The following is a 17,065-nucleotide window of genomic DNA, read 5'->3' on the forward strand; positions in this document are numbered from 1 at the left end:
CAAACGCGGCGCTAATCACCGATATTCAGCGCCCGTAATATCCTGGCGGACAGCGACTGTTTCACCGTCAGCATATCGGCCCAGATATCGCCCTTAACGGTCTTCAAACGCGCCGCCATAGTGCGAACATTGAAATCCGCAGGCGTAAGCGTTTCTGATAATTCGTCCCATTCGACGGGCGTGGCGACCGGCGCGCCGTCTCTGGCGCGTACGACATAGGGGGCCACCGCTGTGGCTGTGTGGTCATTGCGCAGGTAATCGACGAAGATTTTTCCCTTACGCGCGGCCTTTGACGCACGGGCAATATAGATATCCGGCGTGTCATGTTCCATGGATTGGGCAATGGCCTTGCTGAAGGCCTTGATGTCATCCCAGCCATGTTCGGGTTTGATGGGAATGACCACATGCAATCCTTTGCCGCCCGTGGTTTTGACAAAGCTTTTCAGTCCGAATTCCTGCATACGCAGACGCACTTCACGCGCTGCTGTGACGACCTCCGCCCATTCCACGGCCTCATCGGGATCAAGGTCAAAGATGATCCGGTCCGGAAGGTCAGGCGCTTCGGCCATGCAGCCCCAGGGGTGAATTTCCAAAACGCCCCACTGACTGAGTGATATAAGACCCGCCGCATCCTCAATCATCACATAGCCGTCGCTACGTCCGGTCACCTTGATGCCGGTATCATGGATGTGCGGGATATTGGCCCCCGCCAGATGCCGCTGAAAAAAGCAGTCTTCAGCCATGCCTTCGGGGCAGCGGATCACCGATACAGGCCGCCCCGCGACATGAGGCAGCAAAACAGAAGCCACCGAATAATAATATTCAGCCACCTCCAGCTTGGTCAGGCCGATATCGGGATAGACAATCCGCTGCGGGTTAGAAATGGCTATGCCGCCGATCTCGGCTTTAGCGTTCTTTGACATGGATGTCTTTCCTTTTGGAGGCGCGTTTACCTCTGCCTTGCCCTCAGGCGATGGCAACTCCCGACCGATGACGGCGGCAGGCTTGTCTTCGCGCAGACCCTGAAAAGACGGATGCCGCATGCGTCCTTCGCTGGTCCAGTTGGCGAACTGCACCTCGGCCACCAGCCGTGGCTCGACCCAGCGTGCCCCGCGCCGAAAGGCGGCAGGCACATCGACAAAAGGCGAAGCCTCGGCAGGCAGGGCCTCCAACTGCTGCCTTAGCCTCAGGGATGAGGTCTGGGTAAAGCCCGTACCCACTTTTCCGGCATAGATAAATTGCCCATCCTCATAAAAACCGACCAGCAAGGCCCCGATCCCGCGCCCGCCTTTGGTGGGTAATGTATAGCCGCCAATGACAAATTCCTGACGCCGGTGACACTTGATCTTCAGCCACTCGCGCCCGCGCCCTGAGCGATAGGGCGCATCGGCGCGTTTGGAAATGATCCCTTCCATATCAAGGCCGCAGATCGTCTTCTGAAAATTCGCGCCACTGATATCGAAATGGTCACTGTAGTTGATATGATTATCCGTCTCCGCCCCTTCGATGATCGGACGCAACTGCGCCTTGCGCTCACTTAAGGGCAGGTCAGTGATATCCTTGCCATCCAGATGCAGCAGGTCAAAAACGTAGTATTGCAGGGGCGCCTCAATCTCACCGCTTAAGGTCGCCTGTAGCGTTTTGAAATCCGGCTGCCCCTCGGCATTGACCGCCACCACCTCGCCATCCAATATGGCCGATGTCACCTTCAGCGCTTTTAACTGATCGGGCAGGGGGGCGAACCGCGCCGTCCAGTCAAGGCCGGTGCGCGTCATAAGCCGTACATCATCGCCCTTGATCAGAGCCTGAATGCGATAGCCGTCAAACTTGATCTCATGCAGCCAGTTGCGCCCCTTCGGAATTTCCAGCGATAAGGTCGCCAGAGCGGGCGGCACAAACGCCAAAGCCGCCTTGCTGGTCTTGCTGACCGTTTTCGCCTCAGTCTTAACCGCACGTTCATGTGGCGGTTTAAGATTGGCGGCAATATCGTCCATGCGCCGCCCGCTGATCACCGAAAAGGCATTATCCTCCAGCCATTTTTCGGCCACCTCGTCTCGGGCAAAGGCGTCCTTATGCTTGATCAGCAGCCAGTTGTGGCGCACCTCACCCTTACGGTTGCGATCCTGCGCACGCGGTTTCATGCGCACCAGCGCCCATTCGCCCTGCAATCTCTGGCCATGCAGACGGAACTTGAGATTGCCTTCCTTAAGGCCCTCGTCAGGATCACCTAACGGCTCCCATGTGCCTTCGTCCCACAACATGACCGTCCCGCCGCCATATTGCCCCTTGGGGATCGTGCCTTCAAAGCGGCCATAGCTAACCGGATGATCCTCGACCTCGACCGCCAGACGCTTGTCCTGCGGATTAAGGCTCGGCCCTCGCGTCACCGCCCATGACTTAAGCACACCCCCCGTCTCAAGCCTGAGATCATAATGCAGTCGCGTTGCTGCATGTTTCTGAATGAGATAGCGCCGCCCTTCCGGCAAGGATTGCTCGCCCGAAGGCTCCTGTGTGCGGGTGAAATCGCGTTTCTGGCGGTAGGTCTCAAGCCGGTCCGCCATGGCTTACCCCGCCTTTTTCCGCTCAGGTTTTGCTTTCGCCGCCGCCGGTTTGCGTTCCTTGGTATCTTTGGCGGCAGGCGTCTTTTTTGTCGCGCGCCGCGCAGGCTTTTCGGCCTTGTCTTCCGATCCTGACTCCTGAAGGCTTTTACGCAGGGCATCCATCAGATTGATAACCTTGGCCGCGGGCCGGTCCTCTTCAATGGTTACCGGATCACGTTCCTCGAGCTTGGCATCAATCAGTTCCTGTAAGGCCAGCCGATAATGGTCATGGAAATGACCGGCATCAAACTCGGCCGTCTTGCGCCGGATCAGTTCCTTGGCAAGATCAAGTTCTTCGGATTTCGAGGCCTTGGCGGTGATGTCCTCGAAAAACGGATCACTGTCACGCAACTCGTCCTCATAACGCAGAGTATGCAGCAAAAGCCCCGTGCCGCAGGGCTTTATGGCACACAGCCGCTCCCGCCCGCCTATCGCCAGTTGCCCGATACCGGTCTTTTTGGTCTGCCTCAAGGCATCGCGGATAATGGCAAAGGTATCCTCATCTGCGGATTTCTGCGGCGCAACGAAATAGGGTGAGTCAAAATAGAGATCGTCGATTTCGTCGGAACTGACGAATTGCACGATCTCCAGCGTGCGCGATGACGGAATCCTGAGGTCCTTAATCTCGTCCGGATCAATCAGGACATATTCGCCCTTTTCCACCTCATAGCCTTTGACGATATCGTCCCGATCCACCACCGTACCGTCTTCGGTGACGTTCTGGTGCCGGATACGCTGCTTCGTCTTGCGATAGATTTCACGCAGCGGAATAGTGCGTGACCGGTTGAGCGCCGAATAGATACCCACCGGCAGGCTGACCAGTGACATACGCAAATTACCGCTCCAGTAGGGACGTAAGGCCATCTCACATCCCCTCAGTATCCGCCAATAATCGGCAGGATTTCGCCGGTAATATAGCTTGAGCACTGCTTCGACGCCAGAAACACATAGGCTGGCGCAATTTCTTCAGGCTGAGCCGGACGCTTCATCGGCACCTGTGAGCCAAATTGTGCCACCTCTTCTGCCGGACGATCAGCGGGGTTGAGCGGCGTCCAGACCGGCCCGGGCGACACCGCATTGACGCGAATGCCGCGCTCAACCAGATGCGCCGCTAAAGATCGCGTAAAGGCATGGATGCCGCCCTTGGTCATGCCGTAATCCAGAAGCTCGCCACTGCCCTTAAGGCCGACGACCGAGCCTGTATTGATAATCGCCCCGCCTTCCGGCAGATGCGGCGTCGCCGCCTGCGCCATATGGAAATAGCCATAGAGATTGACCTTGAGCGTGCGATCGAACTGTTCGGGGCTAAGGTCTTCAAAGCGTTCGGTATGCAGTTGAAAGGCGGCATTATTGACCAGAATATCCAGCTTACCGAAGTGGCTGACCGTCTGGCTGACGGCGGCGAAACAATTGTCGCGTTTAGCCACATCGCCCGAAATCAGCAGACAGCGCCGCCCTTCGGCCTCAACCAACTGACGCGTCTTTTCAGCATCTTCATGCTCATCCAGATAGACAATCGCCACGTCGCAGCCTTCGCGGGCATAGAGAATAGCCACTGACCGTCCAATGCCGGAATCGCCGCCGGTAATCAGCGCTACCTGATCTTTCAGCTTCTCCGAACCCTTATAATAGGGCGCATCATACATGGGCTGAAGTTCCAAATCGGCCTCAATCCCCGGCTTCGGCAAATGCTGTGCGGGCAGGGGCGGTACCGGATAGGGCCGCGCCCCTGTCTGGGCCACAGGGGCCTCTGACTGAGGCTCGTTGTCCAAAGCGGCATCCAGCGCATCGACTTCGCTTTGAAGGTCACGATCCTTTGCCGCGCCGATTTCGGCCTTGGTTTTCAGGCTGTAACCTACGGTATTGGGTTCAGACATAACATTACCTCCTGAGAGCGAATGTCACCATCATAGGCGTGCCGATGTAAAATTGCCGTTGGTCAGGTTCGAAGCGATATAAACATTACCCCGTATAGTTCAGATGCTTCATCATATCCGCGACAGTCAGCGAGATGAAACGGATCGAGGAATCGGCGACGCCATACGGGATGAAAATCCACTGACCGCAGCGCATGCCGCCGCAGGTATAGACAACATTCGGCACATATCCTTCACGCGTTTCTTCCGAAGGCGACAAAAGCGGCACTTTGGAACGAGCCAGCACCTTGCGCGGATTTTCCTTATCCAGCAGGGCCGCCGCCAGCGAATAGCGCCGCATGGCTCCGACACCGTGCGTCAGCACCAGCCAGCCTTCCTCAAGCTCAATGGGCGAACCGCAATTCCCCATCTGGATCAGTTCCCAGGGGGCTTCCGGTTTCATGATGGGGTCACCATAGTTCCACACCGTCTTGTCGTCCGTCTCCATGTAATAGAGACTTTCGTGATCAAGCCGTCCGATAGCCGCATAACGGCCATTTATCTTGCGCGGAAACAGCGCCAGCCCCTTGTGCTGCGAAGCCGCGCCACGAAACGGCGTCAGGCGGAAACGGGTAAAGTCATCGGTTTCAAACAGTTCGCACCCGATCTCCCGACCGGAATAGGCCGTATAGGTGCCCATATAATGCACCTCGCCGTCCTCATCGGTAAAGCGCACCATCCGCAGATCCTCAAGCCCGTTGGACTGAGCACGCGTAACCGGAAAAATAACGGTCGAACTGATATTGCAGCTTTCGTGGCGACGCACTTCGATCGGCCCGCCAACCGCCGGACTATGGCTTGGACTGGCGGCAACAAAGAAATCACTTTCCGGCAACAGGCTCAGACTGCCGTCGCCATGAAAAACGCCCTTACGGAACGAGATGGTCGAAATATGACCTTCCCCGACGGTACGGATCGACAGGATGAACCGCACCTCGCCGTCCTTAAGGCCGCTCTGATCCGGATGGGCGACGACCGACGGGTTCATGACCGCGGCGGCTTCAAAACTGTATTCATGGGAAAAATAGGCCCCGATCAGCGCCTGATGATCCTCGTCCAGACCCTCCAGATCACCGATCATCTCCTGTATCTGCTTAAACCGGTCGAGAAATATCTGGCGCGTCTGCAAATGACGGCCCTGAAAATCACGATTAACGCTCTCCAGTTCCGTCAGACACTGCTCACGCGTCAGGGTCATCAACGACCGGCATACCCTTGCCGCCCGTGACATGCTGCCCTGCGCGGTGCTTTGCGCCTCAAGCGATATGCTGAAAGGCCGAAGGACAACGCGCTCAGGGTCGGCCCGCAATATGATGGGTGAATGATTAAGTGTCGGCATCAGCATTCCTTGATGATCAGGATAGTCATGAGGTAACAAAGATCAGGGGGCAATAAACATAAGGCGCCGTCAATCAGGCCTCATCCATCAGCGCGGTCCAGCTCAAATGATAGGCCAGAAGTGATTCCGCCCCCTGATTGTGATTGCAGCCCTCAGGCGTTAAGCCATCAAAGCAGCCGCCATCTGCCGTAACCAGAGGCAGTCCCTGATCATTATCTCCGAAAAACCAGCCAAAGGCCCGATGGGCTTCGTGCTTCCAGAAGCGGTCGTGGCTTAGCCTGAAAGCAATCAGACAGGCCTCGATGCTTGCCTGAACCTCAAGCGGCTGCTGGTCATAGATCGGGTTTGTCCCCGTATCCTTGTCAAAATGGGTGGTAGGAACCGGACGGAAATGGCCACCGGGCTGTCCTTTCTGGATATCCATAAGCCAGCGCAGGCTGTCCATGCCCGCCTGCCACATGCCGCTGTTCTGATAGCGGTTGCCGGCAATCAGCAGACCGGCCGACAGGCGCGCATTGTCATAGGACAGCTGTGGCTCCATCCATGTGTGTCCGTCACGGGCATGGTGCTGGAAACCGGCATACAGAGACTGTGCGCACGTACCAATCAGGGCTTCGGTGGCCTTACGGTCACCCAGATCGGCATTGAGGTCAGACAGGACGCGAATGACAATGGCCCGTGCGCGATGTGACGCCCAGTCTCCGGCATGGGTAGCGACCCGCTGTGCCAGTTCTCTGGCCCACAGCCTCAGGTCTTCAGGCAGGTCAGAGCGGATGACATCACACAAGGCCTCAAGCGCACGTGCACAGCAATCATCCGATCCACCTTCGTCAAGCCAGGCACGACTATAGGACATGAAATTACGGAACCGTCCGGTTTCCGGGCACCAGGCGTGATTGACAAAGGCCGCATATCTGTAGGCCAGCGCATCGCGGTTACGGTTCTCACTGACCCACAGCGACTGCCGCGCCACAAGTGAAAGCGCACGCACATTATCATCGGTACAATAGCCGTGCGACCGGTCAGGCAGGCGATATTTGCCATGCTGGAATATGCCGCAATCATCACTCATCCGCTCAATAGCCCCCCATGACGGCGCACGGGTGAGATAGAGGCGGTTTTTCGGCGCAGACGAACGGGGCATGGAGGGGGGCATGGGGGAATGGGAGGAAGTTGAAAGGGGTGTCTGTGAACGGGGTGGCAGGGCTTTTTTGTCGCGAATATCCTTGATGGCCGTATCCGCCAGTGCCTGAGCCACTGACGGCCAGCGTGACGGAAGGGCGTTATCATAGGCCTTTTGCGACAGGGCCTGACGGTCTTCGGGATGCTGCAACAGGTCGGAAATCGCCGTGGCAAAGGCGCGGCTATCGCCAAAGCCACACAGGACCCCGACGCCACCGCTTAAGGCTTCAGCGGCATGCCAGTAGGGCGTGGAAACTACCGGACATCCCAATGCCAGCGCATAGCTGAGTGTACCTGAGGTGATCTGGGTTTCGGTCAGGTAGGGTGTGACATAGACATCGGTCGCCTGAAGAATATCAATCAGATAGGCGTCATCGACGAAACGATTGATGAAACGGATATTGTTTTCAACCCCCAGTTCCCGCGCGCGACTGAGAAGCCCCTCACGATAGACTTCGCCCTCATGGGCTACCAGATGCGGATGGGTGGCACCGACCACCAGATACAACGCTTCGGGTGTGGTTTTAACGATTTCGGGCAGGGCCTCGATTATGGTCTCGATGCCCTTGTTCGGCGACAAAAGGCCAAAGGTCGTCAGAATCATCCGCTCACCAAAGCCGAGAGCGGCCTTGAACGGTGCCGTATTGGACAGGGGGCGCGACGGCGCGCCATGCGGAATGATATGAATCTGGGTCGCAGGCACCTGATAGACATGCTGTAAAATGTCTGCGCCCTTGCGCGACATGACAATCAGCCGCGACGACAACCGGATAAGGTCACGCATGACACGGTTTTGCGTGTCATTCGGCGTCTCAAGGATCGTATGCAGGGTGGTTATGACCGGTGCATCCAGACGCTCCAGTGTTTTGATCAGATGCGCACCGGCGTCACCGCCGTAAATACCGAATTCATGCTGAACAAAGACCGCCTGTACGCCGCGCCGGTTAAGGTCTTCGGCCAGCCGATGATAGGCGTCGCCATCCTCCTGCGCTATCTGATGGGTGACGACTTCGGGATAGTCATATTCAAGGCCCTTGTCGTTCATCGCAATGACATCGATCTGCGCTTCCGGCAGGGCCTCATGCAGGCAGGCATGGATGTCACGGGTAAAGGTCGCCAGCCCGCATTGGCGGGGCGGGAAATTGCCCATGATGGCAATATGTTTAAGCTGGACGTCACGATTATCCGACACGGGGGGCGGGGACAGATGTGTGTCCACACGGTCTAACCTGTGAGAGTCTGACGGGGACAAAATCAGGGAGTCACGGATTTCATACATGTAAGCACCTTTGGCGAACCTGATTTGGGAGAGGTTGCGGCGACCCTGTCTGATCATGTATAAAATTACAGTTCGGAAGATGGATTCCTTACATAAATGCCGTGCCGAACAGCGGGGGGGAAACCGGTTTTTGGGGGGTGTTTTCGGGCATTGTTTTTTGCATTATTTCGCACATTTTCCCTGTTTTTCCCTGATTTTTCAGCCACCCCCAGCCCCGATAGGCCCTTGTCCGGCGAAAATATGGGGCAAAACAGGGAATCTTAACCGGCATAACTTAGGCTCAATCATATGATCGTGAACCCGCCAAATCCGCCCCTGACACCGCGTCCGGGGGGCGCCAGTCTTGACGTTCTGCGCTTTCTGGCGGCGGGATTTATCCTTCTGTTTCACTTCGGTGTCCGCGCTCCGACGCCTTTGGGCGACATATTGCCGGTATTTAAACAGGGCTGGCTGGCGACGGATTTTTTCCTGCTTCTGTCAGGCTTTATCCTCAGTCGCGCCTATGGCAAACGCCTCCATGACGGGCGCATCAGTCGGGTAAAGTTCGTTATCAAACGGGTGGCGCGTTTCTGGCCGGTGCATGCGATCATGCTGTTTGCCCTGCTGGCTCTGGTGTTTATGGCCACGGCTGCCGGTATGCCGCCGGATCACCGCGAAGCCGACCTTTTCCTCTATCAGCTCTTTTTTGTTTATGCGTGGGGCGTGACCGACATCGAAGCCTGGAACGTGCCGACGTGGACGCTGTCTGTGCTCGTGGTCTGCTATGTCCTGTTCAGCCTCTATGCCGCAAAGGCCTATGCCCTTAAGCGCTGGCAATGGATTTTACTTCTGGCGACCGTCTGGGGCTGCGGAGTGGCTCTGGCACATTTGTGGGCGAGCGGCAGTCTGGTTGATCTGTCTTTTCGCTGGGGCCTGCTACGCGGCATTCCGATATTTATTATCGGCAGCCTGCTTGAACGCCTGAGTGCCGGTTTCACCCTCAATCGCCGAAGCTATGCGGCCCTGATCATGGTGACCCTCGCACTTATTGTCATCCTGGCGGGCTATCCGCGTCAGATATGGCTGGATAATTTTATCCTCGGCCTGCTCGGTCTGGGGATCGTCCTGTCCGCCGCCGTGACGTTTCGCGAAAACAGCCTGACGCGACGCATGGGCCGCATGTCCCTGTCGCTGTTTATCACCCATTCCTTTGCCGGAGCCTTAGGTTTCGGAATCGCACAGATCATCATTAACCGTTTCAGCCTGACCGAAGCGGCCCAATGGGGGCTGTGGTGGTGCGTATTTACCGGAGCGGTTGTCTTCGCTTTCCTGTTCGATGCCTTGATCGACAAGCCTTTGAGCGACCGCATCAACCGTCTGTTATAGCCTTATCAGGCCGCATCCAGACCGATGTCAAACACGGTGGCCGAATGGGTCAAAGCGCCGACCGAAATCACGTCAACCCCTGTCTCAGCAATGGCCCGCACCGTCTCAAGATTGACGCCGCCAGACGCCTCAAGCACCGCTTTTCCCTTGGCCAGCTTCACCGCTTCTTCCAGCTCCTTAAGGCTGAAATTATCAAGCAGCAGCACGTCCGGCCCATAGGGCAGGGCGGCGCGCAACTGATCAAGGCTATCGACCTCAAGCTCGATTTTCATGGTATGGGACGCCGCCGCCTTGGCCTTTTCCAGCGCCTTGGTGACGCCACCGCAAATGGCGATATGGTTGTCCTTGATCAGGATAGCATCATCCAGACCGTAGCGATGGTTAAACCCGCCACCGCAGCGCACGGCATGTTTCTGCAAGGCCCGCAAAAGCGGTAAGGTCTTGCGTGTACAGGCTATTTTCGCCGGAAGCCCGTCAATCGCATCCACATAGGTCTTGGTGAGCGTCGCCACACCCGACAGATGTGACAACAGATTCAGCGCCACACGTTCCGCCGCCAGAATGGCCCGCGCATTGCCCTCAACACGGGCAATGACATCACCGGCTACGACCGGACTGGCATCGGGTTTGACGATCTCGAAACGTATCTGCGGATCCATCAGACTCAGGGCCAGACGCGCGCAATCGATACCGGCGCTGACCCCTGCCGCGCGCGAACGGAACTCGGCCTGAAACCGGGCCTTGGGCGCAATAACGGCCGCTGCGGTAACGTCACCGGCGCGTCCAAGGTCTTCGCGCAAGGCGTCGCGGATGATCGGCTCAAGCAGAATGTCAGGCAAACCGGTAATATACATCAGGCAGGCTCCCTTTCCTCGATGCGTCCCTCTTTCAGGCGGACGAAGCTGCGCTCAGCCCTGTCTGCCGTTTGGGGGTAGTCCCTGCGGTAATGAGAACCCCGACTCTCACGTCTTTGCAAGGCGCATTCGGCAATCAACCGTGCAGCAATCAAAGGCAGGGCAGGGCCATGCGTGGTTTTCAGGCTGTCTATGAATTGCAGAAGCGCGGTCAGACCGGCTTCGTCGCGGATCACACCGGCGTGCTGACTCATGGCCTGACGCAAGGCCAGAAGTGCCTCAGGCGGCAGTTGCGGCGGCAAACCAGGCACCAGAGCCGAAGCCGGATCAGGTGTAAAGCCGATCAGGGTTTCGCTAACTATGTGACCGACACGTTCACCAAAAACAGCGGCCTCAAGCAATGAGTTGGACGCCAGTCGGTTGGCCCCGTGCACACCGGTTGAGGCGCATTCACCAACGGCAAACAGGTTCTTAAGCGACGTATGCCCCTCAAGGTCAGTGGCTATGCCGCCCATATGGTAATGGGTGGCCGGCACGACCGGAATGGGTTCAACACGCGGGTCAATACCGGCCTTCATGCAGGCAGCAAAAACGGTCGGGAATTCGTGCGGGAAGTGTTCGCCAATAGCTTTGGTGGCATCAAGGAACGCGCCCCCAAGTTCGGCATCGGCGCGAAATACGGCCCGCGCCACAATATCACGTGGCGCCAACTCACCATCCGCATGGTCATCAAAGGCAAAGCGATAGCCATCCTTGCTCACCAGCACCGCCCCTTCGCCACGCAGGGCTTCGGTGGCCAGTGGCGAGGGATCGCCATATTTCAGTGCCGTCGGATGGAACTGGACAAATTCAGGATCAGCAATCTCAGCCCCCGCCAGAGCCGCCATGGCCATGCCTTCACCGAGAAGCTTGGCGGGGGTGGTGGTGACGGCATAAAGCCCGCCCGCGCCACCGGTTGCCAATATGACCACTGGGGCAAAGACGTGGATGAGGCGGCCCTCATATTCGACAATGGCCCCAATGACCGTTTCGGGATCCGAACGGATCAGGCCGTAGGCGATTGCGCCCTCCCAGACCGTGATATGATCCGCTGCCAGAACCTTGGTCGTCACGGCCTCAAGAATGGCCTTGCCCGCCAGATCCCCGCCGACACGCGCCACCCGCGCCAGACCATGTGCGGCCTCGCGGTTCAGGACGTAGCTACCGTCGGGATTGTGATCAAACGGTGCCCCGAGTTCATTCAGACGGCGCACGGTATCCGGCCCCAGTTGCGTCAAAAGCCGCGCGGCCTCTTCATCCACCAGACCGGCACCGGCATTGATGGTGTCGGTGGCATGGGCTTCGGGGCTGTCCTCAGGCGACAGGGCGGCGGCAATGCCGCCTTGCGCCCAGGCCGAGGAACAGGCAACGCCCAGTGCCACAGGCGCCAGCACCAGTGTCTTATGCGGCGCTGTATTGAGGGCTACGGACAAACCGGCAAGCCCTGCACCGATTACCAGCGGGCCATTATGAATATAGGTTTCAGGCATTTAAGCGCCTTTTAGTATATGGGCTGGGGCCTGCCGAACCGGCCCCACAATGAACAGGCACCGAGACAGGTCGTTACACCTCGGGGCTAACGGGTGCAGGGGCTGTGCCACTGCTTAAGAAATCAGTTCCACATCGACATGGTGACGCGCCTTGATCATGTCATAGCGGGCGGGCACCTTAAGCGGCGGCATATCGATCATGCGTTGCACCGATTCACGGGCCTTATCGATAATGGCCGGATCAACCTCCACCTCATGCGTGCCGGTCACCAGAGAGTGGTAGATACCCTCAAGGGTGATGCGCTTCATGTGCGGACACAGATTGCAAGGACGCAGGAATTCCACATCAGGTCCCGCATCAGCGGTCACATTATCGGCCATCGAGCATTCGGTGATCAGCACCACCTGCTTCGGCTTGTTGTCGGTCACGTAATCGGCCATGGCCGTGGTCGATCCGGTGAAGTCACAGGCGGCAATCACATCGGGTGGACATTCAGGGTGGCCGAGAACCACCGCACCGGGATGCGCCTTGCGGACGTCAGCAATATCGTCGGCGGTGAAACGTTCATGCACTTCGCAGGCGCCTTTGTAGGCGATGATGCCGATATGGGTCTGACGGGCGACATTGCGGGCCAGAAACTCATCGGGACACATGATGACGCGATCCACGCCCCATTCACGGGCAATATGTTCAACCACCTGCACGGCATTGGCCGAGGTGCAGCAGATGTCGGTTTCCGCCTTCACATCGGCGGTAGTATTGACATAGGTGACCACCGGCAGACCGGGGTAACGGGCCTTAATCTGACGTAACTGCTCACCGGTGATGCTTGAGGCCAGCGAACAGCCTGCCCGCAGATCGGGGATCAGAACCTTTTTTTCCGGTGCCAGAATCTTCGAGGTCTCGGCCATGAAGTGCACGCCGCCCTGAATGATGATCGACGCCTTTGACTTGGCCGCTTCGCGCGCCAGCCCCAGACTGTCGCCGACATAGTCACCGACGCCATGAAAAATGTCCGGTGTCATATAGTTGTGCGCCAGAATGACCGCGTTCATTTCGCGCTTGAGGCGGTTGATCTCAGCAATAAGGGGGGCCTGAAGTTGCCACTCAATCGGCGATATCTTGCCTTTGAGACGCTGATAGATAGTTTCGGTCGCGCGTTCCACCTCTGGCGTAAAAGCCAGTGAGCGGATCTTTTGCTTTACTACGTCGCGTTCCGGATTAAGCGTTTGCAACATGTCGGCGTCTCCCTTTTGGCCGCCAAAGATACTCATGAGCGGTTGAGCCTAAGCCTTGCCGCTGACTTATGCTAAAATTGAGCATAAGGTGGTGTTAAAATATACCCTGCGACGCTGATTGCAATAGTTATCGCTAAAAAAACCTTCACATATGTGTGCCGCCATTGGGTGTAACGGCGTGGGTGCTTTCAGGATCAATGAACTGCCGATTATGATATTGCATCTTTATAGAGGGGTGCTCATATACAGGACATCAAGCTTTTCAGGAGATTAAGCCTATGTCCAAGTCCGCTGCCTCTGCCGTTGATAACGACAAAAAAGTCGCCCACGAACTGTCCAAGGTTCTGGCTGATACCTTTACGCTTTATCAGAAGACCCATGGTTATCACTGGAATGTGCGCGGCCCCAGTTTCCGCAGCCTGCACCTCCTGTTCGAAGAGCAGTATAACGAAATCTGGACCTCGGTGGATGATATTGCCGAACGCATCCGCGCGCTGGGTGCGATTGCCCCGCAAGGTACAGGCGCTTTGGGTAATCTGACTTCCATTAAGGACGGCGATCCGACCGGCACGGCGGATGATTTCCTTAAAGACCTCAAGAGCGGTCATGAAACCGTTATTGCCACACTGAAAAATCTCGTTGAGGTCGCCGAAGAGGCCGGAGATGTATCGACGGCTGATCTGGCCACGCAGCGCCTGACCGCCCACGAAAAGCATTTGTGGATGATCAAGGCGACACTCGACGCCTGATCGTGATGGCCAGAATAGAACAAAGCGCTCGATTTGCCCTGCAGATCGGGCGCTTTTCTGTTATGGCACCGGCATGATTTTCATTACCCCCAGAATTTCCATCGACGAAGCCGAACTCAGCGAAAGCTTTGTCCGTGCCTCTGGTGCCGGTGGGCAGAACGTCAATAAGGTATCTACGGCGGTTGAACTGCGGTTTTCTATCTGGGAAAACCAGACCATCCCCTATGAGGTTAAGACCCGCCTGATTGCGCTCGGTGGGCGGCGCGTCACACAGGAAGGTGTGCTGGTTTTGTTTGTGCAAACCCATCGCACGCAGGATATGAACCGCAAGGAAGCGCGCGAACGGTTTGTGACGCTTGTGCAGAAGGCCGCCGCCCCGCCGCCGCCGCCACGCATCAAAACCAAGCCGACTTACGGTGCGGTAAAGCGGCGACTGGTGGCCAAGTCTATTCGTGCGACCGTCAAATCAAACCGCCAGAAGGTCAACGATCCGGAAGACGACTGAGGTGTCGGCGGATAAGGAGCCAGCCTGCACTGTATAGAATCAGAACACACACCAGCAGGGCAAAACGGATGTCGCTGCCGTTGTAATGATCGATCAGGCGCGCCGAGACGCCCACCAGACTTGAGACACCGCACAGGCCCCAGACAATCAGCGACAGGCGCAGGTGGCTGGGATCCTTTTTTATCAGCCATTGCTGATAGAGATGATCCTTATGCGGTTTGAAAAGGTCTTTCTTCTGCCTCAGGCGCAGGATCAGGGTCAGGACAACATCGACCAGAAGCGGTGCCAGAATGAACCCGCCGAGCCAGACAGAGCCGATATCATGATTTTTAAGAATGACGGTGGTGCCGGTAATAAGGGCACCGCCAAATAATGAACCGGCATCCCCCTGAAACACCCGGCCCAGCGGCAGATTAAAAGGCAGCAGGCCGACATAACCACCGGCAGACGCCACTAAGACGAGCAAAACACCGCCAAGCATCAGACCGGATACGGAACTCGGTGCAAGCAATATGATCAGGAAGGCAAACGCCAGAATGGCTATGATCTGTGTGCCGATAGCCAGGCCATTGGAGCCATCCATAAAATTAATGGCATTGATGCCCAGTATCAGCCAGGCCGCCGTTCCCATGATGCCAATCAGAGGCGGCAGATGAAGTATTACGCCGCCGCCGAACGTCAGATCTCTTACCGGAAACAGACAGGCAAAACCAATACAGACCATGACCTGAAACAGAAGGCGCCCTTTTGCAGGCAGGTCCAGCACATCATCTACCGCGCCGGACATGCCCATCAGGGCCGCAAACCCCAGAAGGAACAGGCCGGAATAAACCGGATCGCTCACGGGGTGGAGCCGAAAAACCAGAAGCAGGCCTGCCAGTGTCAGGCCCGTCGCGGCCATAACCGCCAATCCCGCGCTGGTGGGCGTAGGGTTATGGTGCGCGCCGCGTTCACGGGGCACATCAATTGGCCCGCCCTTGATGATCAGGGGCGTCAGGCAGGCAGCCACAATGGCCGATATAAAAAAAGCCGCCAGAAGGAGTGAGGGCGGTAATAGCCAGATCTCAACCATTCGGGCGGCCTTGTTTTATGTAGCGCGAAAACAGACTATTTCAGGCTGGCGGCAAAGCGCTGAATGCGCTCGATGGCCTCGGACAGTACTGCTTCGGACGTCGCATAGGATATGCGGAAGAAGGGCGACAGACCAAAAGCCGCGCCATGCACCACAGCGACGGTTTCGGTTTGCAGCAGTTCAGCGGCAAAGTCTTCGTCGGTTTCAATGACCTTGCCCGAAGGTGCTGTCTTGCCCAGAAGGCCCTGAATGGACGGATAGACATAGAAGGCGCCTTCCGGCTTGGGGCAGAAAATACCTTCGGCGGCATTCAGGCCGGCAACCACCAGATCACGGCGCTTCTGGAATACGGCGGCGCGCTCAGGGATGAAATCCTGCGGCCCGTTCAGGGCTTCGACGGCAGCCCACTGGGCGATAGAACAGGGGTTAGAGGTTGATTGCGAGATGATCTTGGACATGGCCTTGATCAGAGGCTCAGGACCCGCGGCATAACCGATACGCCACCCGGTCATCGAATAGGCCTTTGAAACACCGTTCATGGTCAGGGTGCGGTCATAAAGCTCCGGCACGACCTGAGCGATGGTGGCATATTCAAAACCGTCATAGAGCAGGTGCTCATACATGTCGTCAGTCAGGATCCAGACCTGCGGGTGACGCTTAAGCACTTCACCGAGCGCCTTCAGTTCGTCAGCCGTATAGACGGCACCGGTCGGGTTCGACGGTGAATTGAGGATCAGCCACTTGGTTTTCGGCGTAATGGCGGCTTCAAGGGTTTCCGGCTTTAGCTTGAAACCGGTCTCAAGTTCACCGACGGCGATAACCGGCGTACCACCGGCCAGCAGCACCATATCAGGGTAGGAGACCCAGTAAGGCGCTGGAATGATGACTTCGTCGCCTGCGTTGAGCGAGGACATCATGGCATTATAGATCACCGGCTTGCCGCCGGGTGATACCGATACCTGCGACGTCTTGTAGGTCAGGCCGTTTTCGCGTTTGAACTTTTCTACAATCGCCGCCTTCAGTTCAGGAATGCCGTCGACGTCCGTGTAGCGGGTCTCGCCGCGCTTGATGGCCTTGATGGCGGCTTCACAGATGTTTTCCGGTGTGTCGAAATCAGGCTCACCGGCCCCAAGCGAAATAACTTTCTTACCTTCGCGGGCCAGTTCGCGGGCCTTGGCGGTCACGGCAAGCGTGGGGGAGGGCTTTACGCGCTTAAGCGTGGCGGATTCTGAAAAGGTCATGGTCAGGACTTTTTGAATAGCGATTGAGGAAACTGGCACTCTCTTTACGCGCACATGCCGGTTTGTCGAGTCTTGTCTGATGGATTTCTTGTCGGATTTGCGACATTTTCTCAGGACGTGATGATTGAGACGCTTTCTGGCGTTGCTGTTGCAGATGTCGTCTTGATTTCTTGCCAAGGGTGCCGCACAAGGCCC

13 protein-coding genes are annotated in these 17,065 nt (G+C 57.0%); 3 read left to right on the forward strand and 10 right to left on the reverse strand.

Annotated elements, in window-relative coordinates:
• Positions 1 to 11 precede the first annotated feature (11 nt).
• From ligD to E5201_RS04135, 5 genes are all read right to left on the reverse strand, one after another.
• Positions 12 to 2,561 (reverse strand): DNA ligase D, encoded by a 2,550-nt coding sequence (gene ligD / locus E5201_RS04115; RefSeq protein WP_140984742.1) that lies wholly within the window; start codon positions 2,559 to 2,561, stop codon positions 12 to 14.
• Between the two features lie 3 nt (positions 2,562 to 2,564).
• Positions 2,565 to 3,464 (reverse strand): non-homologous end joining protein Ku, encoded by a 900-nt coding sequence (ku, locus tag E5201_RS04120; protein ID WP_140984743.1) that lies wholly within the window; start codon positions 3,462 to 3,464, stop codon positions 2,565 to 2,567.
• 11 nt (positions 3,465 to 3,475) lie between these two features.
• Positions 3,476 to 4,477 carry an SDR family oxidoreductase gene (locus E5201_RS04125; protein ID WP_140984744.1) on the reverse strand — a complete coding sequence of 334 codons (1,002 nt, stop codon included), beginning with the start codon at positions 4,475 to 4,477 and terminating at the stop codon, positions 3,476 to 3,478.
• A gap of 85 nt (positions 4,478 to 4,562) precedes the next feature.
• Positions 4,563 to 5,855, reverse strand: coding sequence for a glycoside hydrolase family 130 protein (locus tag E5201_RS04130; RefSeq protein WP_140984745.1), 1,293 nt, complete (start codon positions 5,853 to 5,855; stop codon positions 4,563 to 4,565).
• A gap of 73 nt (positions 5,856 to 5,928) precedes the next feature.
• Positions 5,929 to 8,256 carry a glycosyltransferase family 4 protein gene (locus tag E5201_RS04135; protein WP_246050390.1) on the reverse strand — a complete coding sequence of 776 codons (2,328 nt, stop codon included), beginning with the start codon at positions 8,254 to 8,256 and terminating at the stop codon, positions 5,929 to 5,931.
• Between the two features lie 348 nt (positions 8,257 to 8,604).
• On the opposite strand from E5201_RS04135, the gene E5201_RS04140 reads away from it, so the two are divergent.
• Positions 8,605 to 9,681, forward strand: coding sequence for an acyltransferase family protein (locus E5201_RS04140; protein WP_140984747.1), 1,077 nt, complete (start codon positions 8,605 to 8,607; stop codon positions 9,679 to 9,681).
• Between the two features lie 5 nt (positions 9,682 to 9,686).
• On the opposite strand, the gene nadC is transcribed toward E5201_RS04140, so the two are convergent.
• From nadC to nadA, 3 genes are all read right to left on the reverse strand, one after another.
• Positions 9,687 to 10,535 carry a carboxylating nicotinate-nucleotide diphosphorylase gene (gene nadC, locus E5201_RS04145; protein ID WP_140984748.1) on the reverse strand — a complete coding sequence of 283 codons (849 nt, stop codon included), beginning with the start codon at positions 10,533 to 10,535 and terminating at the stop codon, positions 9,687 to 9,689.
• Complete coding sequence (locus E5201_RS04150) at positions 10,535 to 12,064, reverse strand: L-aspartate oxidase (RefSeq protein WP_140984749.1); 1,530 nt, start codon at positions 12,062 to 12,064, stop codon at positions 10,535 to 10,537. The genes nadC and E5201_RS04150 overlap by 1 nt, the downstream gene beginning before the upstream one ends.
• A gap of 114 nt (positions 12,065 to 12,178) precedes the next feature.
• Complete coding sequence (gene nadA / locus E5201_RS04155; protein WP_140984750.1) at positions 12,179 to 13,303, reverse strand: quinolinate synthase NadA; 1,125 nt, start codon at positions 13,301 to 13,303, stop codon at positions 12,179 to 12,181.
• A 278-nt stretch (positions 13,304 to 13,581) separates the two neighbouring features.
• Between nadA and E5201_RS04160 the strand changes: the two genes are divergently transcribed.
• Positions 13,582 to 14,052: a Dps family protein gene (locus E5201_RS04160; RefSeq protein ID WP_140984751.1), complete on the forward strand. Its 471-nt coding sequence runs from the start codon at positions 13,582 to 13,584 to the stop codon at positions 14,050 to 14,052.
• Positions 14,053 to 14,125: 73 nt separating this feature from the next.
• Positions 14,126 to 14,557 (forward strand): alternative ribosome rescue aminoacyl-tRNA hydrolase ArfB, encoded by a 432-nt coding sequence (gene arfB / locus E5201_RS04165; protein ID WP_140984752.1) that lies wholly within the window; start codon positions 14,126 to 14,128, stop codon positions 14,555 to 14,557.
• Here arfB and E5201_RS04170 read toward each other — a convergent pair.
• Positions 14,535 to 15,629 carry a glycosyltransferase family 4 protein gene (locus tag E5201_RS04170; RefSeq protein WP_140984753.1) on the reverse strand — a complete coding sequence of 365 codons (1,095 nt, stop codon included), beginning with the start codon at positions 15,627 to 15,629 and terminating at the stop codon, positions 14,535 to 14,537. The genes arfB and E5201_RS04170 overlap by 23 nt on opposite strands.
• Before the next feature lie 35 nt (positions 15,630 to 15,664).
• Complete coding sequence (locus E5201_RS04175; RefSeq protein ID WP_140984754.1) at positions 15,665 to 16,870, reverse strand: pyridoxal phosphate-dependent aminotransferase; 1,206 nt, start codon at positions 16,868 to 16,870, stop codon at positions 15,665 to 15,667.
• Positions 16,871 to 17,065 lie beyond the last annotated feature (195 nt).

Origin of the sequence: Asticcacaulis tiandongensis, assembly GCF_006475605.1 — a bacterium.
In the GTDB taxonomy this organism is placed as follows: Bacteria; Pseudomonadota; Alphaproteobacteria; order Caulobacterales; family Caulobacteraceae; genus Asticcacaulis; species Asticcacaulis tiandongensis.